At 67.7% G+C, this 17,590-nt stretch carries 12 protein-coding genes; 5 read left to right on the top strand and 7 right to left on the bottom strand.

Features of this window, described 5'->3' with window-relative positions; translation table 11 throughout:
* Positions 1-137: 137 nt before the first annotated feature.
* Both KOR34_RS16670 and KOR34_RS16665 read left to right on the top strand, forming a co-directional pair.
* A complete protein-coding gene (locus KOR34_RS16670; protein ID WP_146566266.1) occupies positions 138-1,772 on the top strand; it encodes a fucose isomerase in 1,635 nt (544 codons plus the stop codon).
* 506 nt (positions 1,773-2,278) lie between these two features.
* The gene (locus KOR34_RS16665; protein WP_146566264.1) at positions 2,279-4,486 is read left to right on the top strand and encodes a serpin family protein; all 2,208 of its coding nucleotides are present in this window, start codon (positions 2,279-2,281) and stop codon (positions 4,484-4,486) included.
* Positions 4,487-4,502: 16 nt separating this feature from the next.
* Here KOR34_RS16665 and KOR34_RS16660 read toward each other — a convergent pair whose 3' ends face one another.
* The 6 genes from KOR34_RS16660 to rnr form a co-directional block, all read right to left on the bottom strand.
* Complete coding sequence (locus KOR34_RS16660) at positions 4,503-6,302, bottom strand: biotin/lipoyl-containing protein (RefSeq protein ID WP_197531504.1); 1,800 nt, start codon at positions 6,300-6,302, stop codon at positions 4,503-4,505.
* Between the two features lie 126 nt (positions 6,303-6,428).
* Positions 6,429-6,854: a hypothetical protein gene (locus KOR34_RS16655; protein ID WP_146566262.1), complete on the bottom strand. Its 426-nt coding sequence runs from the start codon at positions 6,852-6,854 to the stop codon at positions 6,429-6,431.
* A gap of 42 nt (positions 6,855-6,896) precedes the next feature.
* Positions 6,897-8,270 carry an aminomethyl-transferring glycine dehydrogenase subunit GcvPA gene (gene gcvPA, locus KOR34_RS16650; protein ID WP_146566261.1) on the bottom strand — a complete coding sequence of 458 codons (1,374 nt, stop codon included), beginning with the start codon at positions 8,268-8,270 and terminating at the stop codon, positions 6,897-6,899.
* A 104-nt stretch (positions 8,271-8,374) separates the two neighbouring features.
* Entirely contained in the window at positions 8,375-8,761 is a 387-nt protein-coding gene (gene gcvH / locus KOR34_RS16645; RefSeq protein ID WP_146566259.1) for a glycine cleavage system protein GcvH, read from the bottom strand.
* Between the two features lie 55 nt (positions 8,762-8,816).
* Positions 8,817-9,956 carry a glycine cleavage system aminomethyltransferase GcvT gene (gene gcvT / locus KOR34_RS16640; protein WP_146566257.1) on the bottom strand — a complete coding sequence of 380 codons (1,140 nt, stop codon included), beginning with the start codon at positions 9,954-9,956 and terminating at the stop codon, positions 8,817-8,819.
* 90 nt (positions 9,957-10,046) lie between these two features.
* Positions 10,047-12,428 carry a ribonuclease R gene (rnr, locus tag KOR34_RS16635; RefSeq protein ID WP_146566255.1) on the bottom strand — a complete coding sequence of 794 codons (2,382 nt, stop codon included), beginning with the start codon at positions 12,426-12,428 and terminating at the stop codon, positions 10,047-10,049.
* A gap of 144 nt (positions 12,429-12,572) precedes the next feature.
* On the opposite strand from rnr, the gene KOR34_RS16630 reads away from it, so the two are divergent.
* The gene (locus KOR34_RS16630; protein ID WP_146566253.1) at positions 12,573-13,646 is read left to right on the top strand and encodes a glycosyltransferase family 4 protein; all 1,074 of its coding nucleotides are present in this window, start codon (positions 12,573-12,575) and stop codon (positions 13,644-13,646) included.
* On the opposite strand, the gene KOR34_RS16625 is transcribed toward KOR34_RS16630, so the two are convergent.
* The gene (locus KOR34_RS16625; RefSeq protein ID WP_146566251.1) at positions 13,643-14,614 is read right to left on the bottom strand and encodes a 3'-5' exoribonuclease YhaM family protein; all 972 of its coding nucleotides are present in this window, start codon (positions 14,612-14,614) and stop codon (positions 13,643-13,645) included. The two genes, KOR34_RS16630 and KOR34_RS16625, sit on opposite strands and share 4 nt — an antisense overlap.
* A 164-nt stretch (positions 14,615-14,778) precedes the next feature.
* On the opposite strand from KOR34_RS16625, the gene proS reads away from it, so the two are divergent.
* Entirely contained in the window at positions 14,779-16,287 is a 1,509-nt protein-coding gene (proS, locus tag KOR34_RS16620; protein ID WP_146566249.1) for a proline--tRNA ligase, read from the top strand.
* An 88-nt stretch (positions 16,288-16,375) separates the two neighbouring features.
* Positions 16,376-17,530, top strand: coding sequence for a DUF1573 domain-containing protein (locus KOR34_RS16615; protein WP_146566247.1), 1,155 nt, complete (start codon positions 16,376-16,378; stop codon positions 17,528-17,530).
* The last annotated feature ends 60 nt before the right edge of the window (positions 17,531-17,590 follow it).

Raw genomic sequence — 17,590 nt, 5'->3', positions numbered from 1 at the left:
CTGGGGACCCGCTCCTCAGGGCGTGCTCTCGTTGGCGGCGCCCGGTAGCTGCTTCCCACCTGGCCGACGGCGCCCTATGTTGCGGGCTTGGCGGCTCTTCCCTACCTACTCCTGGCAAATCCCGATAGCAACTCATCATGAAATGTGGTCCTAAGCAGGTTCAGCTCGTCGTGAGCGGCGACCAACGCCTCTCCGCCAACCAGATGTGCTGGCCGGCGCAACAAGAGATGGAAGCCTCGCTCGCCAAGGCGGTCGCCGCGGCCGGCTACGAGCTGGTCCGCGCCCACCAGCCGGGGCCCGACGGCCACGGTTTCATCGCCAGCCAAAAGGAGGGCATGGCGATCTTCAAGGACGTCGATCCCGATGCGCCGCTCATCGTCGCCGAGGCGGTCTGGCAGTACAGCCACCACGTGCTCGCCGGGCTGATCAGCCACCGCGGCCCGATCCTCACCGCCGCCAACTGGTCCGGCACCTGGCCCGGGCTGGTGGGCATGCTGAACCTCAACGGCTCGCTCACCAAGGCGGGCGTGGCGTACTCCACCCTCTGGTCGGACGACTTCACCGACGAGTACTTCACCAGCCGGCTGCAGCAGTGGCTCCAGACGGGCGCCTGCGGGCACGACGTGTCGCACGTGGCGCCGGCCGACTCGCTCGCCCTCGACCCCGAGGCCCGCGCGGTCGGCGAGCAGCTCGCCGCGCAGCTCCAGAGCGAGAAGGCGATTATGGGCGTCTTCGACGAGGGCTGCATGGGCATGTTCAACGCGATCATCCCGGACCACCTGCTGCACCCCACCGGCGTGTTCAAGGAACGGCTCAGCCAGTCGGCCCTGTACTACGAGTCGACCCAGGTCACCGACGACGAGGCCCGCGCCGTCCGCCAGTGGATGGAGGACCGCGGCATGACCTTCCACACCGGCCCCACCCACGAGGACGACCTGACCGACGAGCAGATCCACAAGCAGTGCCAGATGTACGTGGCGGCGGTGCGGATCGCGGACGACTTTGGCTGCGACCTCATCGGCATCCAGTACCAGCAGGGCATGAAGGACCTGCTGCCCGCCAGCGACCTGGTGGAGGGCACGCTCAACAACTCCGAGCGGCCCCCCGTGAAGAGCCGCTGCGGCTCGCGCGTGCTGTTCGACGGCCAGCCGGTCACGCACTTCAACGAGGTCGACGAGTGCGCGGGCCTCGACGGCCTCTTGACCAACCGCGTGCAGCAGGCGCTCGGCCAGCCGGTCGAGAACACGCTGCACGACGTCCGCTGGGGCGACCGCGACCAGTCCGGGACGACCGACGACTACGTCTGGGTGTTCGAGATCAGCGGATCCGCGCCGCCCGCCCACTTCATCGACGGCTGGGGCGGCGCCGAGGGCTTCCGCCAGCCGGCCATGTACTTCCCAAACGGCGGCAGCACGCTACGCGGCATCAGCAAGCCGGGCGAAATTGTGTGGTCGCGGATCTACGTCGAGGACGATTCGCTCGCGATGGACCTCGGCCGGGGCGACGTCGTCGAGCTGCCCCGCGACGAGACCGAGCGCCGCTGGAACGCCACCACCCCGCAGTGGCCCATCATGCACGCGGTGCTGTACGGCGTCTCGCGCGAGGAGCTGATGGCCCAGCACAAGAGCAACCACGTGCAGTGCGTCTACAGCATCTCGGCCGCCGACGCCGACCGCACCCTGGCCGCCAAGGCGGCCATGGCCCAGGCGCTCGGCATGAAGGTCAACGTGTGCGGCCAGCGGAGCCGCGACGAACCGTGGCCCCAGCGGTAGCAGGCGGACGCCCGACTTTTGTCCCTTTTGGCGCTATCGATTCTTAGGGACAAAAGTCGGACCCCACCACTAACCCGCAGGCTCGTTTCACGCTTGTATAGCAGTGTCTGCTGTTCTTCTCCTCGGTCGCAGCGGCCGACTTTTGTCCACCTCTGTGCGCCAATAGGGACAATAGTGGACAAAACCCTCAAGCCATAATCAACAACGCACCCCACTCAGCCGCTGGGCGTTAGCCCACGAGGCGAACCAGTATTGATCGAGGGCTAGCGCCCAGCGGCTGAGTGGGCGGCAACCAGCCACCCCCAATTGGACCGCGCGGGGTGGCCGGTTTCTACTGATATCCGCCTGCCGCGTGCAGATTGCCTGGCAGCAGTCGACCCCATGCGGGCGCTGGGGGCAAACGTTGCGGCCGCCTGCCGACGCGAGTAGGATGCGGTTTGGCGTGACCGGCGGTCCCACACTAATGCGGGGCTCGTCACCGGGAACCAGGCAGAGGAGGAGGCGGCATGTCGGCATCGACCCACGCAGATCGCACCCACAAGCGGCAGCGGACGTTGCGGCACGAGCCGCTGGAAGAACGCTGCCTGCTGGCCGGCGACGCCGCCGCGGCGATCAACCAGTTCGCGTTCGATCTCTACCAGCACATGCAGCACGAAGAGGGCAACCTCTTCTTCTCGCCGTTGAGCATCTCGACCGCGCTAGCGATGACCTACGCGGGCGCCGGCGGCCAGACCGCCGCCGAGATGGAAGAGGTGCTGCACTTTGGCGACTCCGAAGACATCCACGCGGCGTTTGGCGAGCTGCTGGCGTCGTTCGCGGAGCGGACAGGGGAGGACCCGGCGCCGCCGGTTGTCTGGCCTTTCCCAGGTGACCCGCCGGACTGGTGGCATGGCGGGTCCCCTGCTTCTTTCGATTTTCAGATGGATGTAGCGAATGGGATTTGGAGCGGTCAGAGTCTTATGGGTGATTACTCTGACGTCGTCACCGAGCATTACGACGCGCAGATCCAGGGCGCAGACTTTTCGGACGCAGCTCAAGTCAAGGACGGCATCAACGAGTGGGTGAGTGACGTCACGCGAGGACGCATCCAAGACCTGGTCGACGATCTGTCTTCTGCAACTGTTGCTGTGATCGTCAATGCCGTGTTCTTCAACGGGAGTTGGGACGACCCATTCGATCCCGAGTTCACTCAGTTGGGTAGCTTCACCACGCCTAAGGACGTTGTTAACGCAGAGATCATGTACGGTCAACCAGACGTCTATCGCACGACGATTGACGGGTTTGACGTGATCGAGATGACGATGTCCGACGGCGAGGCGTCAGCGATCTTCATGATGCCGCTCGTAGAAGACGGTTCTAACATGATGACCGAGGAGCTGTTCGTCGGCATCACCGATTGGACGAACTCGGCCGGCCGTTCTCGCAGGATGACCCTGATTAACCTCCCTAAGTTCAGCACGGACATCGCAACCGATTTCAACCACGCGCTTGCAGGCCTCGGCATGCCGACCGCGTTCATTCCCGGTTCCGCCGACTTCTCGCCGATGTTCGGGGCCAATGGCCAGGCGGAGGAGGTTTATATTCGCAAGGTCTTCCACAAAGCGACGCTTGAGGTGAACGAACAGGGGACGACAGCGGCGGCAGCGACTGAGGTCGAACTTGCACTCTGTTTTGCCGCCGGCACGTCGGTGCTGACGCCAGACGGCGCGGCGCCGATCGAGGAGGTGCGGGTTGGCGACACCGTGCTTGCTCGGAACGAGCACCTGCTCGAGGGGCCCGTTGAGCCAAGGGTGGTTGAAGCAACCCGCCACGGCGAGGCAGAGATTCTAGAACTGCACCTTGGGCGCCGTGTGATCCGCACGACAGAGTTGCACCCGTTTTTCGTCGAGGGGCAGGGGTGGCTGCCGGCCGCAGAGATCAGCTCAGGAGACCGGTTGGCCTGTGACCGCGGCGGAGCGATCGCTGTGTCGTACGTGCAGCGGACCGGCAAGGTCGAGGCTGTCTTCAACCTGCGGGTCGCGGAGCACCGAACATTCTTTATCGGCGAGGACGACTGGGGCTTCGGGGTCTGGACGCACAACTTCTACGACACGGGCTTCTACGCGAACCGACCGTTCCACTTGATGATCCGCGACAACGTGACCGACACCATCGCGTTCATGGGCCGCATCGACGACCCAACCCAGCTTGAGAATTCGGTGACTCCACAGGTCATCGAGAGCAACGCCGACTGGGGCGACTTCGACAACAGCGGCGTCGTGGACCAGGCCGACTACGCGCTGTGGCGGTCGAGCTACGGCCAGACCGGCTCACGCCTGCAGGCGGACGGGAACGGCGACGGGCGGGTCGACAGCGCCGACTACACCGTCTGGCGGGACAACCTGGGCGCCACCGCGGCCGCCCCGCTGGTAGTTGAAGCGGTCGCCGACGCCGACGAAGCGGTCGTTGACGATCAGCCGGCGCCGGCTGCGCCGCTGGTGCTGACTCCGTCGCCGCGCCCGCAGCGGTCGCTTGGCGGGCCGGTCAGGCCGCAGCGGGCGTTATCTTCGACTGAAGCGGAGCCGGACCTGTTGCTGCTGCTGGCTGCCCAGCGCCAGCGTGCGGCCCAGGCAGAGCAACTCAACGCTCACGTTGAGACCGGCGAAACTGCGGAGGAGGAGCCGGTCCGCGAGGTCTTCGCGACGGTCGATAGCTGGTTAGATTCGCCGTTGTAGCAAGCGGCGGGATCGGCTACCCAATCGCCGCTAGCTGCTGGCCGTTGGCGACCTGGTCGCCCTGGCTGACGTTGATCTCGGCAATCTGGCCGTCGCACGGCGAGGCGACCGGGACCTCCATCTTCATCGCCTCGAGGACCATGATCGCCTGCCCCTGCTTCACGGCGTCGCCGGCGCTGGCCAGGGTGCGGAGCACCACGCCGGGCATCTGGGCGTTGACGGGCGTCGTGGCGCCGGCCGGGGCCGACGTGGCGGCCGGGCCGTCCTGGCCGTCGGCGAGCTCCACCTGGTAGCTCTTGCCGTTGACCGTGACCGCGCCGCCGTTGACGCTGACCTTGTGCTGCTTGCCGTCGACCTTGAGGACGAAATCGCTGGCGCCGGTTGCCGGCGCCGAACCCGCCGCCGCCGGCTTCTCCACCTTCCGCACGCCGAGCTCGGCCTTGCCCTGCAGGAACGCGAGGCCCTTCTCCTTGCACGCCGCGACGATAAAGATATTCTCGTCCGTGGTCGGAAGGTTGTTCTCTTCGAGGGTCTTCTTGGCCGGCGCCACGCCCTTGTTGGGGTCGGCGTCGTTCATCTCGATGGGGGAGCGGGTGGTCGGCTCCAGCTCGAGCTGCTTGCTGGCCAGCGCGACGATCTCCGGGTCGGGCGGCACGGGCGTCTTGCCGAAGTAGCCGAGCACCATCTTGCCGTACGGCTCGGCGATCTTCTCCCAGGGGCCGAACATCACGTTGTTGAACGCCTGCTGGAAGTAGAACTGCGAGACCGGCGTGACCGACGTGCCGTACCCGCCGCGGCGGACCACGTCGGACATCGCCTTGATCATGTCCGGGTAGCGGTCCATGATGCCGTTGTCGCGGAGCATCTGGGTGTTGGCGGTGAGGGCGCCGCCCGGCATCGGGCTCCACGGTATCAGCGGCTCGACGGCCACGGCCTCGGGCGGCAGGAAGTAGTCCTTCATGCAGTCCTTGAAGACCTCCTCGGCCTCGCGGATCTTCTCGATGTCCACGTCCAGCGTGTAGTCGGTGCCGCGGAGCGCGTGCCACATGACGATCACGTCCGGCTGGCAGGTGCCGCCGGAGCAGGGCGCCAGCGAAAGGTCGATGGCGTTGGCGCCGGCGTCGATGGCCGCCTGGTAGGCCAGCACGCTCACGCCGGTGGTCTCGTGCGTGTGGAAGTGGATGTACGCGTCGGCGGGCAGCATCTTGCGCGCCTGCTTGATGGTCTCATACACCTTGGACGGCACGGCAGTGCCCGAGGCGTCCTTGAAGCAGACCGCGTCGAACGGGATCTGGGCGTCGAGGATGTCCTGCAGCGTCTTGGCGTAGAACTCCGCGTCGTGCGCGCCGGTGCAGCCCGGCGGAAGCTCCATCATGGTGACCACCACCTGGTGCTTCAGCCCGGCGTCGACGATGCACTGCCCGCTGTAGATCAGGTTGTTGACGTCGTTCAGCGCGTCGAAGTTGCGGATGGTGGTCATGCCGTGCTTCTTGAACATCTCGGCATGCAGCTTGATGATGTCCGACGACTGCGACTCGAGCCCGACCACGTTGACGCCGCGGGCGAGGGTCTGCAGGTTGGCGTCGGGCCCCGCGGTCTGGCGGAACGCGTCCATCATGTCGAACGCGTCTTCTTGGCAGTAGAAGTAGAGCGACTGGAACCGGGCGCCGCCGCCGGCCTCGAAGTAGCTGATCCCCGCGTCGCGGGCCGCCTCGAGGGCCGGCAGGAAGTCGGGGGTCTGCACCCGCGCGCCGTAGGCCGACTGGAAGCCGTCCCGGAACGCGGTGCACATGAAGTCGATTTTCTTCTTGGCCACGGGAGTCTTTCGCGGTATTCGATTGGGCGTGCAGCACGCCGATAAGGTCCAGGACAAGCGGCGGGGCAGGGCCCCGCCACGCCCCAGAATCTACCAGAAATCGGGGCGGGGACCCACGGGGAGCGCCTAGTCCTCACGGAGGCTCACGCCCCGCGACCGCCTTGACCGCCAACCGTGCACGGCGCCCAGCAGCGCGGGCAGCAACCCGATCCACAGGGCGCGCCAGCTGAGTAGCAGGTCGAGCGATAGCGGTGGCCAGCTTATCAGGCCCCGCGAGGCCAGCCGATGGACGGCCAGCAGCAACAGCCACGCTGTCCCGCCGACCAGCGTCGCGAGCAGCAGCAAGGTGAGCCCACCCGCACGGCGGAGCCCCCGCAGGAACCACCCCGAAGCCGTCAGGTAGACCGCCGCGTATGCCGCTACGCAGATCGCGAAATTGCGGATCAGGGCGAAGAAGATCGCGTCCTCCGACGCACGCACCGCTGCGAGGACCATCGCCGCACCGCCCATCACGGCCAGCAGCGTCTCGAGGCTGAAGCGCGGGGGACGCATCGCCGCGTGTTGGTTCTCGAGGAGGTGGAAAGCGACTAACGGCTACCCCGCGGCCACCGGCGTCGAGCGGACCTCCGCGCCGGTCAGCACGCCGACCAGCGCGTCGATCTCTTCCTTCGTCCGCTTCTCGGTGACCGCGATCAGCAGGCAGTCGGACAGCTCTGGGTAGAACCGCCCCAGCGGCACGCCCGCCAGCATCCCCTGGGAGAGGGCGGTCTGCACGAGCTCGTCGACCTTGTTCTCGCGGTCGCGGACGACGAACTCCTTGAAGGTTTGCTGATCGAAGGCCGCCTCGAACCGGTCGCTGCCGGCGAGCTGGTCGGCCAGGTAGCGGCTCTTCTGCAGGCAGAGGTTGGCGGTCTCCTTCAGGCCCTGGGGGCCGAGCAGCGACAGGTAGACCGTCGCGCGCAGGGCGAACAGGCCCTGGTTGCTGCAGACGTTGCTGGTCGCCTTGTCGCGGCGAATGTGCTGCTCGCGGGTCTGCAGCGTGAGCGTGAAGCACCGCTTGCCGCGGCGGTCGGTGGTCTGCCCGACGATGCGGCCCGGCATGCGGCGGACCAGCTTCTCGGTGCAGGCCATCACGCCCAGGTAGGGACCGCCGTACTGCATGGGCGAACCGAGCGACTGGCCCTCGGCGACGGCGATATCCGCGCCGTAGTCCCCGGGACGCTTCATGAGTCCAAGGCTGATCGGGTCGAAAGCCACGATGAACAGCGCGCCGGCCTCGTGGGCGGCGGCGCCGATCGCCTCGGCCTCCTCTACGGCGCCGAAGAAGTTGGGCTGCTGCAGCAGCACCGCGGCGGTCCCGTCGGTCAGCTCCGCCCGCAGCTCGTCGACGTCGACTGCGCCGCCGGGCGCCGGTACGGTCACGACCTCCACGCCCAGGCACTCGAGGTAGGTGGCGATCGTCTGGCGGTACTCGGGGTGCACCGAGGCGGGCATCACCACGCGGCCGGTGCGGCGGGTGGCGGCGATGGCCATCAGCACCGCCTCGGCGGCGGCGGTGGCGCCGTCGTACAGGCTGTTGTTCGAGATGTCCAAGCCGGTCATCCGCGCGATGAGCGACTGGTACTCGAACATCGCCTGCAGGTTGCCCTGCGCCACCTCGGGCTGGTACGGCGTGTAGCTGGTGTAGAACTCGCTGCGCGACGCGACCACGTCCACCACCGCCGGCACGAAGTGGTCGTACGACCCGGCGCCCAGGAAGCAGACCGAGTTTGCGGTCGACGCGTTCTTGCCCGACAGCCGCCGCATGTGCTGGTCCAGCTCCATCTCGCCCAGGGCGGGCGGCAGGTCCAGCGGCCGGTCGAGCCGCAGGTCGCTGGGCACCATGTCGTAGAGCTCCTCGAGGGACTCCACGCCAATCGCGGCCAGCATCTCAGCGACGTCTTCGGGGGTGTTGTAGGTGTAGGGCATTGCGGATTGCAGATTCGGGATTGCGGATTACTCGCCGTGCGGATTGTTGATCTGGGGTAGGGCTTCTCGCGTCCAATCCGCAATCTGCAATCCCCGATCCGCAATCAGCCGGCTTCTTCCTCGCACTGCTTCTGGTAGGCGGCGTGGTCCATCAGGGCGTCGGCCTCGGCGGGGTCGGACATCTTGATCTTGGCGATCCAGCCGCCGCCGTACGGGTCGTCGCTGAACAGCTCGAGCTGGTCGGCCAGCGGCTCGTTGACCTCGATCACCTCGCCCGATACCGGCGCGTAGACGTCGCTCACGGCCTTGACCGACTCGATCTCGCAGAAGGACTGCTCCTTCTGGACGGACGCGCCGACCTTGGGGAGTTCGATGAACACCAGGTCGGTCAGCGCCTCGACGGCGAACGCCGAGATGCCCATCGTCGCGACGCCGTCCGCGACAGAAATCCATTCGTGTGTCTTGGCGAAACGCAGGTCTTCTGGGTTCATTTCGTTCAGGGCCTGGGTGGGATGAGTCGCGTGCGGCGGCGGGCCCGCGGTGGGCCTACTTGCCGCGTTCGTAGAACACCGGCGGGGCGACGGTCGCCGCGAGGTGCGTGCCGCGGGCGTCGACGGCGACCGGCTCGCCCGGCGCCGCGGCGGTTGGTTTGACGTAGGCCATGGCGATCGGCTTGTTGAGCGTGGGCGAGAACGTGCCGCTGGTCACCTCGCCCACGACCTCGTTCTCCTGCAGCACCGGGTACCCCTCGCGCGGGGCGCGGCGGCCCTCCAGCTGCAGCCCCACCCGCACCCGCTGGCCCTTGTCCTGCGTGGCCGCCGTGAGCGCGTCGCGCCCGACGAAGTCGCGGTCCTTGAGCGTCACGGCGAAGCCGAGCCCGGCCTGGATGGGGTTGATCTCTTCGGTCAGCTCGTGCCCGTACAGCGGCATGCCGGCCTCGAGCCGCAGCGTGTTGCGGGCCGCCAGGCCGACGGCGCTTCCGTCGACCTCCTCCGCCTTGGCGTGCAGGCTCTCCCACAGTCCGGCGGCCAGGTCGGCGTGGACGACAATCTCGCAGCCGTCCTCGCCGGTGTAGCCGGTGCGGCTGATGTAGCAGCCGCAGCCGTCGACGTTGGTCTCGGCTCCGGTGTAGTAGCGGAGCGACGTGAGCGGGTGATCGGTCAGCGGGTCGAGCAGCTCAATCGCCTTGGGCCCCTGCACGGCGATCATGGCGTACTCGGCCGAGATGTCCTCCAGCTCCACGGCGCGGTTGCCGATGCGGCCGTTGATCCACTCGACGATCTTGGGGCGGTTGCTGGCGTTGACCACCATGCCGAAGCCCGACAGCCGGCCCGAGCCCGATCGGACGCCGTCCTCGAGTTCGATGCGGTAGATCAGCACGTCGTCCAGCACGCCGCCCTGCTCGTTGCAGATCAGCGAGTAGCGGATCTGCCCCGGCTTGAGGTCGGTAACCCGCCGGGTGGAGATTGAGTCGAGCAGCGCCTCGGCGTCGGCGCCGGAGAACAGCAGCCGCCCCATGTGCGAGATGTCGAACAGGCCGACCGCGTTGCGGGTGGCGTGGTGCTCGTCGACGATCGAGCCGTACTGCACGGGCATGGCCCAGCCGGCGAAGTCGACCATGCGTCCGCCGTTGGCGACGTGCCAGTCGTACAGCGGCGTCTTGGCGAGGGCGTCGGGGGTGCTCATCCGGCTGGCGGGGGGCGTCGGGGGAGGGCGGGGGGGCTTTGCCGTATTCTACGAGTTCGTGATCGGATCGGTAGGGGCGCGCGGGCGCGGTTACTTCTTCTTCCGGCGGTGCTTGCCGGTCTTGTCGGACCGGCCGCGGGGGGGGCGGCCCTCTTTGGGGCCCTGCGACCGCTGGGGAGACTTGCCCGGCTTGCCGCCGGCGCGGCCCTTCTTTTTCTTCTTCGCGGCCTGCGGGCCTTTGCCCAGCATGCGGAAGTCCAGCTCGCGGGCGTCGACATTGACCGCGGCCACGGCGACCCGGACCTCGTCGCCCAGGCGGAAGCTGTTGCCGCCGCGGAACCCCGAGATCGAGTGGCTGGCGCGGTCGTGCTTGTAGTAGTCGTCGCCCAGGGCGGTGATGTGCACGAAGCCCTCGGCCGGCAGGTCCTTGCCCTCGACAAAGATGCCGAAGCTCTCCACGCCGGTGATCACGCCCTGCATCTCCATGCCGATCTTGTCCGACAGGAAGTTGAGCAGCTTGACCTTGTTGAGCTCGCGCTCGGCGGCCGTGGCGCGGCCCTCGCGGTCGGAGCAGTGGTCGCCCCACTGGAAGTAGGTGCCGATCTGCTGCTTGGGCTTCTTGCCGGCGTTCAGCTCGTTGATCAGCCGGTGGATGGTGAGGTCGGGGTAGCGGCGGATGGGCGAGGTGAAGTGGCAGTAGCAGTCGCTGGCCAGGGCGTAGTGGCCCTCGTCCTCGGGGCTGTAGATGGCGCGCTGCATCGAGCGGAGCGTGGCGAAGTTGACCGCGTGCTCACGCGGGTCGCCCTTGATCGACTCGAGCAGCGTCTGCAGCTCGAAGCGGTCCTGCAGGTTGCTGACCGTGAAGCCCAGGCTGCGGACAAACTCGGTCAGGGCCTTCGTCTTCCGCGGGTCGGGCGCGCCGTGCACACGGCGGAGGAAGATCAGCCCCGCGTCCGCCAGGTGTCGGGCCACAGCCTCGTTGGCGGCCAGCATGAACTCCTCGATGATCTGGTGGCTCTCGGTGTTGATCTCCAGGTGCGCGCCGCTGACCTTGCCCTGCTTGTCGAGGTCGATCTCGAGCTCGGGCATGTTGAGCTCCAGCGCCCCGCGTTCGAAGCGGCGTTTGCGGAGGATCATCGCCAGCTCGAACATGTCCGACAGCAGCCGGTCCACCTCGGGCTTCAGCGACTCAACCACGCCGGTCGGCTTCGGCGGCTTCCGCTTCTTGCTGGGCTTGACCAGCGACTTCTCCGCCAGGTACTCGTCGACCTCCTCGTAGGTAAACCGGCGGCGGCTCTTGATGGCGCTCTTGAACACCTCGGCGCCGATCGGCACGCCCTCGGCGGTGAACTCGATGACGGCGGTCATCGCGTAGCGGACCTTGTCCGGCTGCAGGCTCGCCAGGTTGTTGCTGATGATCTCCGGCAGCATCGGGATGACCTGGTCCGGCAGGTACACGCTGGTCGCGCGGTCGTAGGCCTCGCGGTCCAGCGGCGTCTTCTCTTGGACAAAGTGCGAAACGTCCGCGATGTGCACGCCCAGCTCCCAGTGGCCGTTGGCGGCCCGCTTGAGCGAGATGGCGTCGTCGAAGTCGCGGGCGGTGAGCGGGTCGATGGTGGCGATCACCTCGCAGGTCATGTCGCGGCGGTCGTCGGGGATCGACTCGTCGAACAGCTCGGCCTGGCGGCGCGACTCCGCCAGCACCTCCTCGGAGAACTCGCCGGGCAGGCCGAACTCGTAGATGATGCTCAGCGTGTCGACGCCCGGCTGGCCCCGCGCGCCGAGCACCTGCGTGATGACGCCCTCGCCCTCGTGGAAGTGGGACGGGAACCGGACCATGTCGATCACGACCTTGTCGTCCGGCTGCGCGCCCTTGGCGCCGGGGTCGCCGACGAAGATCGGCGAGTTGAACACCTTGCCGTCCACGTTCACCAGCCCGCGGCCCTCGCTCTCGTGGTACGCGCCGACGAACTTGCTGGTCGAACGCGACACCACGTCCACCAGCTTGCCCTCTGACTTGCCACGCGGGCCCGACGAGCCGCCGAGCGAGATCCGCACCGTGTCGCCGCTGGCGGCGTCGCCCGTGTTCCGCTTGTTGATGTAGACGTCCGCGTCCTTGCCCGCGCTGGCGGGCGTGCCCTCGGGGCGGACGTAGCCGTCGCCGGAGCTGACGCGGCGGAACACGCCCACCACGTGCTTGCCGCCCGACTTCTTCTTCTGCTTCGCGGGCTCCTTCAGGTCATCCCCGCCCAGCGAGTTGCGGGCCGGGTGCTTTGGGTCGGTCGGCAGCACCAGGTGGCGGGGGCCGTACTCCAGCTCGCCGTCCTTGACCATCTTCTTGACGACCTTCTTGACCATTGCAATGTCGTCCTGCGACAGGCCGAGCCGCTCGCCGATCAGGCGGGGCTTCATCGGCTTGTAGGCCTGATTGCTGGTGTAGGCGAGGATGGCGGCGCGGAGTTCGTCTTGCATGCAGTTGGGTCTCTTAGCTGGTACTGGGAGTGGCGTTGTGCGGCAAACCTAATGTTGCTAACGTCCGCAACGCCCGGCCCCCGCTCGCAATGCTATCGCGCTGGGGCCCACGGCGATACCGATCTCCCCCCGGAGGCCCGCGACATGCGATTCCTGCTCTGCAACCGCGACTGCCAGATCTCGGGGGGAACCACCTACCTATTGATGCTCGCCGAGGGCCTGTTGGCCGCCGGCCATAACGTCACGCTGGCCGCCGGGGCCGGCATGGTCGCCGAGCGTTTCGACCAGCTGGGCGTGCGGCGCCTGTTCACCGTCGGCGGGCCGCTGAGCAGCTGGGTGGTCCACCGCGAGGCCGCCCGCAACCGCCCGGACGCGGTGGTCTACAGCAGCCGGGGCTCCGCCCGGGACCTGGCGGCCTCCGTCGTGCGATCGACCGGCGCGGTGGGCGTCTGCGTGCTGCAGGACCACGTGAAGAGCGGCGGCGAGGCCGCCGCCCTGTGCGAGGCCGATGTGGCGGTCGCCCTCGAGCGGCCGATCTACGACCAGGCGATCGCCGCCGGCGCCCCGGCCGAGCGGCTGCACTGCTGGCCGCGGCCGGTGATGCGGGCGAGCCGCGTCGATCCAAACGGTGCCGAGCCCAACCGGCTGCTGTGGATGGGCCGCATGAGCGGCAACAAGTCTTGGTCGGCGTTCACGCTGATCGAGGCGCTGCCGGCAATCGCCAACCGCATCCCGGGCGTGGAAGTTTCGATTGTTGGGAGCGGGTCGCGGGCTCGGCGGATCCGCCAAGCTGCGCGCGACATGAACCAACAGCTCGGCCGCGACGCGATCGAGGTGCGTCCGGCGACCAACAACCCGCTGGCCGACATCCGCCGCGCGACGCTAGTAATCGGCGGCGGCTACACGTGCCTGGAGGCGTTGTACAACGGTCGCCCGGCGATCGCCAGCGGCTTCGAGTGGCTGGGCCCGGTCACCCGGGACCGGATCGCCGACGCGTACGACCAGCACTTCGGCGACCGATCGGCCGGCCGCACCGACGCCGCCGGCATTGCGGACGCGGTCTGCGAGGTGCACCAGGCCTCGGCCGCCGGCGGCCTTCACCGCTTCCAGCCCCGGCCCGACTGGTTCCCGGTCGACCACACGACGCTCGGCCACGCCGAGATGCTGGGCGACGCCGTCGAGGCGATCGCCGCGCCGGCGGCGCTGTGCCTGGCCTAGCCCTCGCGCACGCCCTTCCACAGCTTGCGGTCCAGGTTGGGGTAGTACTGTGTCCAGTTGCTCTCGCTGTTGGGGCAGTCGTTGATCAGCTGGCTGAAGCTGGCCATCTTGGCGTCCAGGTTGTCCAGCAGGTTGAGGGCGACCGCCTCGAGCGTCATCGGCAGCTTGGCGCTGCCGTACGCGTACTCGCCGTGGTGGCTGATCACCAGGTGCTTGATCTCCATCACCAGGTTGGCGTCGATGGGGTCGCCGGTCAGCCGCTCCGCCTCGCGGACCTTGTCGTCGATCATCTTCATGGCCATCACCATGTGGCCCAGCATCTGGCCCTCGTCGGTGTACGAGATGTCGCGCTCGTAGGCCAGCTCGTCCACCTTGGCGGCGTCGTGCAGGAAGGCGCCCAGCAGCAGCTTGTCCTGGTCCAGGCCCTTGTAGCGGGGCGCCACCAGCAGCACCAGCTCGCACAGGCTCAGCACGTGCTCCAGCAGGCCGCCCTGGTAGGCGTGGTGGTTCTTCATGCCGGCGGGCGCGCGGGTGAACTTGCCCATGAAGTCCTCGTCCACCAGGAAGCACTCGGTGATCGCGGCCAGCGCGGGGCTCTGGATGCCGCGGAGGATCTCCGCCAGCCGCCGGGCCATGTTGTCGATGTCCTCGCTCTGCAGCGTCAGGAAGTCCGACTCGTCGACCTCGTCGGGGCGGGCCTTGCGGATGCTGTTGGCGATCAGCTGCATGTTGCCCTGGAACAGCTGCGTGGCGCCCCCCACCACGACGTAGTCGCCGTTCTCGAAGGCCTTGTAGTCGCTCTCGTTCGCGTTCCACATCCGAGTGGCGATGCTGCCCGACTTGTCGCTCAGCTCGAGCTGCAGGTACAGGTTGCCGCTGCGGTTGGGCCGCAGCTGCTTGTCGCTGGCGATAAAGACCTGCTGGACTTGTTCGTTGTGGCCAAGCTGCGAAACGTAGCGTCGAGACATGCGGGATTGCGGAATTCGGCTGGGGGAGCAGAAACGGGTGATCCCGCATCGTAGCAGATTGCCCCGCCGTTGCCCCGGGGGATGCGATTCCGCGGGGGGGCCGAATCTCGTAGAATCACCCCCTCGATCCCACAGAACCCCCAATCCGCAATCCCGGCACTGCAATGGCCAAGGGCCCCAAGAACGCGATCTCGCCCACCCGGGCGGAAAACTACCCGGAGTGGTACCAGCAGGTCATTACCGCCGCCGACCTGGCCGAAGACTCGGACGTGCGTGGTTGCATGGTGATCAAGCCGTGGGGCTACGCCATCTGGGAGAACATCCAGCGGCGGCTGGACGCCATGTTCAAGGCCACCGGGCACGAGAACGCCTACTTCCCGCTGTTCATCCCGATGAGCTTCCTGGAGAAGGAGGCCGAGCACGTCGAGGGCTTCGCCAAGGAGTGCGCGGTGGTCACGCACCACAAGCTGGTGCCCGACGGCGAGGGCGGCCTGCGGCCCGACCCGGAATCGAAGCTCGACGAGCCGCTCATCGTGCGGCCCACCAGCGAGACCATCATCGGCGCCACGTTCGCGCGGTGGGTGCAGAGCTACCGCGACCTGCCGATCCTGATCAACCAGTGGGCCAACGTGGTGCGGTGGGAGCTGCGCACCCGCAAGTTCCTCCGCACGACCGAGTTCCTCTGGCAGGAGGGCCACACGGTGCACGCCGCCCGCGAGCAGGCCGAGGACGAGACCCGGCTCATGCTCGACGTGTACGCCGCGTTCGCCGAGCAGCACATGGCGATGCCGGTCATCAAGGGCGAGAAGACCGCTGGCGAGCGGTTCCCCGGCGCCGTGGCCACCTACTCCATCGAGGCCATGATGCAGGACCGCAAGGCGCTGCAGGCCGGCACCTCGCACTTCCTGGGGCAGAACTTCGCCAAGGCGCAGGAGATCATGTTCCAGAGCGAAGAGGGCCAGCGCGAGTACGCCTGGACCACCAGCTGGGGCGTGAGCACGCGGCTGGTGGGCGGGCTGATCATGACCCACTCCGACGACGACGGGCTCGTGCTGCCCCCCAAGCTGGCGCCGGCCCACGTGGTGATCCTGCCGATGCACCGCAACGACGAGGAGCGGGACATGGTCATGGAGTACGTGTCGAACCTGAAGGGCGCGCTGGAGGCCCAGCTGTACGACGGCGAGCCGATCCGCGTGCGGGTCGACAGCCGCGACCTCCGCGGCGGCGAGAAGAAGTGGCAGTGGGTCAAGAAGGGCGTGCCGATCCGGATCGAGATCGGCCCCCGCGACATCGCCCAAGGCGGCTTCAAGCCGGCCCGCCGCGACCTGTCCGGGCCGCCGCAAGACCTGGTCAGCGCCGAGGCGTTTGTCGCCAGCGCGGCGTCGATCCTGGAGGAGATCCAGCAGGGCCTGTTCGACCGCGCGGCCAAGCTCCGCGACGAGGCGACCGTCGAGATCGACGACCTCAAGCAGTTCGAGGAGTTCTTCGCCGCCAAGGCGCCCGGCGGGCTGGCCTACGCTTACTTCACCGATGGCCCCGAGATGGAGGCCAAGTGCAAGGCCCTCAAGATCACGCCCCGCTGCGTGCCGCTGGACGACGACCCGCAGCCCGGCAAGTGCCTGTTCACCGGCGCCGAGACCACCAAGCGGGCCGTGTTCGCCCGGGCCTACTAGTTGATATCGGTCGGCGGAGCTGCCGTCCCACTTCCCCGCTGGGTCGCGTAGTTTGACGCCCCCCGCGGATCGATCCTAGAATTGCGGTATGAAAGCAATTCCCGTGGCGATCGGTTCGTTGGTAGTCGGAGCGGTGATCGGCAGCGCGGTGGGGTACGTCAGCGTGGGTCCCCCGGCGCCGGTCAGCCTGGACGACGTCGGCCCGATCGCGGGGCCGGGGATCGACACCTCCGCGCCCAAGATCGTGGTCGACGCCCCGACGTTTGAGTTCGGCGTCATGCAGCGGGGCTCGAAGATGCGGCACAACTTCGTGATCCGCAACGATGGCACCGCCGCGCTCCGGCTGGTCGCCGGCCGGCCGAGCTGCAAGTGCACCGCGTTTGAGGTCACCTCCGAGTCGATCCCGGCGGGCGGGCAGGCCGAGATCGGGCTGGAGTGGGTGGCCAAGAGCGTGCCCGGCCCGTTCCGCCAGACCGCGCCGGTCAACACCAACGACCCCACCCGGCCGGTGGTCGAGCTGGTGATCGAGGGGACGGTGATCGAGCCCTCCGGCCTGGAGCCGAGCGTGTTTGAGTTTGGCGAGATCCGGGCGGGCGAGCCGGCCACGGCTTCTCTTATCTACTACACCACCAAGGAGGGTGAGATCGACCTCACCGCCGAGGCGCCTTCGCGGGAGGAGATCGCCGGGTTGTACGACGTCTCGATCGAGCCGGTCGACGCGTCGGAGCTGCCCACCCCCAACGCGGTGGACGGCCGCCGCGTGACGCTCACCTCGTCGGCCGGCCTGCCGGTCGGGCCGGTGATGGAGTGGGTCAAGCTGCGGCGGGGCCAGAACGAGGACGACGAGATCGAGGTGCCGGTCGCCGGCCGCGTGGTGGGCGACATCACCCTGCACGGCGGCAAGTGGAACGAGAACGCCGGCGTGCTGAACTTCGGCATGGTGCCCAGCGACGAGGGCGCCAAGAGCCGGCTCCTGTTGTCGGCCAAGGGAGAGCACGCCGCGGACACGCGGTTCGAGGTGCTGTCGGTCGACCCGCCGGAGCTCGAGGTCGAGCTGGGCGAGACCGTCCGCCGCAGCGACGACGTCTACCACACCTACTTCACGGTTGAAGTCCCTAAGGGGACCCGGCCGATGATTCACCTGAACACTCCTCAGGGGGACGACGGGGTCATCCGTATCAAGACCACGCACCCCAAATCGCCGGAGGTGGTGGTGCGGGTTCGGTTCGCCGTGACCAAGTAGCGGGCGGCCGATCGCCGCGTCTGCTTCGCGGGTTGCCGAGCCGACCGCCCCGATTGGTTG

Origin of the sequence: Posidoniimonas corsicana (assembly GCF_007859765.1) — a bacterium.
In the GTDB taxonomy this organism is placed as follows: domain Bacteria; phylum Planctomycetota; class Planctomycetia; order Pirellulales; family Lacipirellulaceae; genus Posidoniimonas; species Posidoniimonas corsicana.
Note: the sequence above shows the minus strand (reverse complement) of the source record. Positions and strands in the feature narration are given on the sequence as shown.

Bases quoted from the DNA above. Each gene is read 5' to 3' on its own strand.
- gcvT (WP_146566257.1), bottom strand. From the start codon at position 9,956: ATGAGCACCCCCGACGCCCTCGCCAAGACGCCGCTGTACGACTGGCAC.
- KOR34_RS16625 (WP_146566251.1), bottom strand. From the start codon at position 14,614: ATGTCTCGACGCTACGTTTCGCAGCTTGGCCACAACGAACAAGTCCAG.
- KOR34_RS16670 (WP_146566266.1), top strand. From the start codon at position 138: ATGAAATGTGGTCCTAAGCAGGTTCAGCTCGTCGTGAGCGGCGACCAA.
- KOR34_RS16665 (WP_146566264.1), top strand. From the start codon at position 2,279: ATGTCGGCATCGACCCACGCAGATCGCACCCACAAGCGGCAGCGGACG.
- KOR34_RS16630 (WP_146566253.1), top strand. From the start codon at position 12,573: ATGCGATTCCTGCTCTGCAACCGCGACTGCCAGATCTCGGGGGGAACC.
- KOR34_RS16615 (WP_146566247.1), top strand. From the start codon at position 16,376: ATGAAAGCAATTCCCGTGGCGATCGGTTCGTTGGTAGTCGGAGCGGTG.
- gcvPA (WP_146566261.1), bottom strand. From the start codon at position 8,270: ATGCCCTACACCTACAACACCCCCGAAGACGTCGCTGAGATGCTGGCC.
- gcvH (WP_146566259.1), bottom strand. From the start codon at position 8,761: ATGAACCCAGAAGACCTGCGTTTCGCCAAGACACACGAATGGATTTCT.
- rnr (WP_146566255.1), bottom strand. From the start codon at position 12,428: ATGCAAGACGAACTCCGCGCCGCCATCCTCGCCTACACCAGCAATCAG.
- KOR34_RS16655 (WP_146566262.1), bottom strand. From the start codon at position 6,854: ATGCGTCCCCCGCGCTTCAGCCTCGAGACGCTGCTGGCCGTGATGGGC.
- proS (WP_146566249.1), top strand. From the start codon at position 14,779: ATGGCCAAGGGCCCCAAGAACGCGATCTCGCCCACCCGGGCGGAAAAC.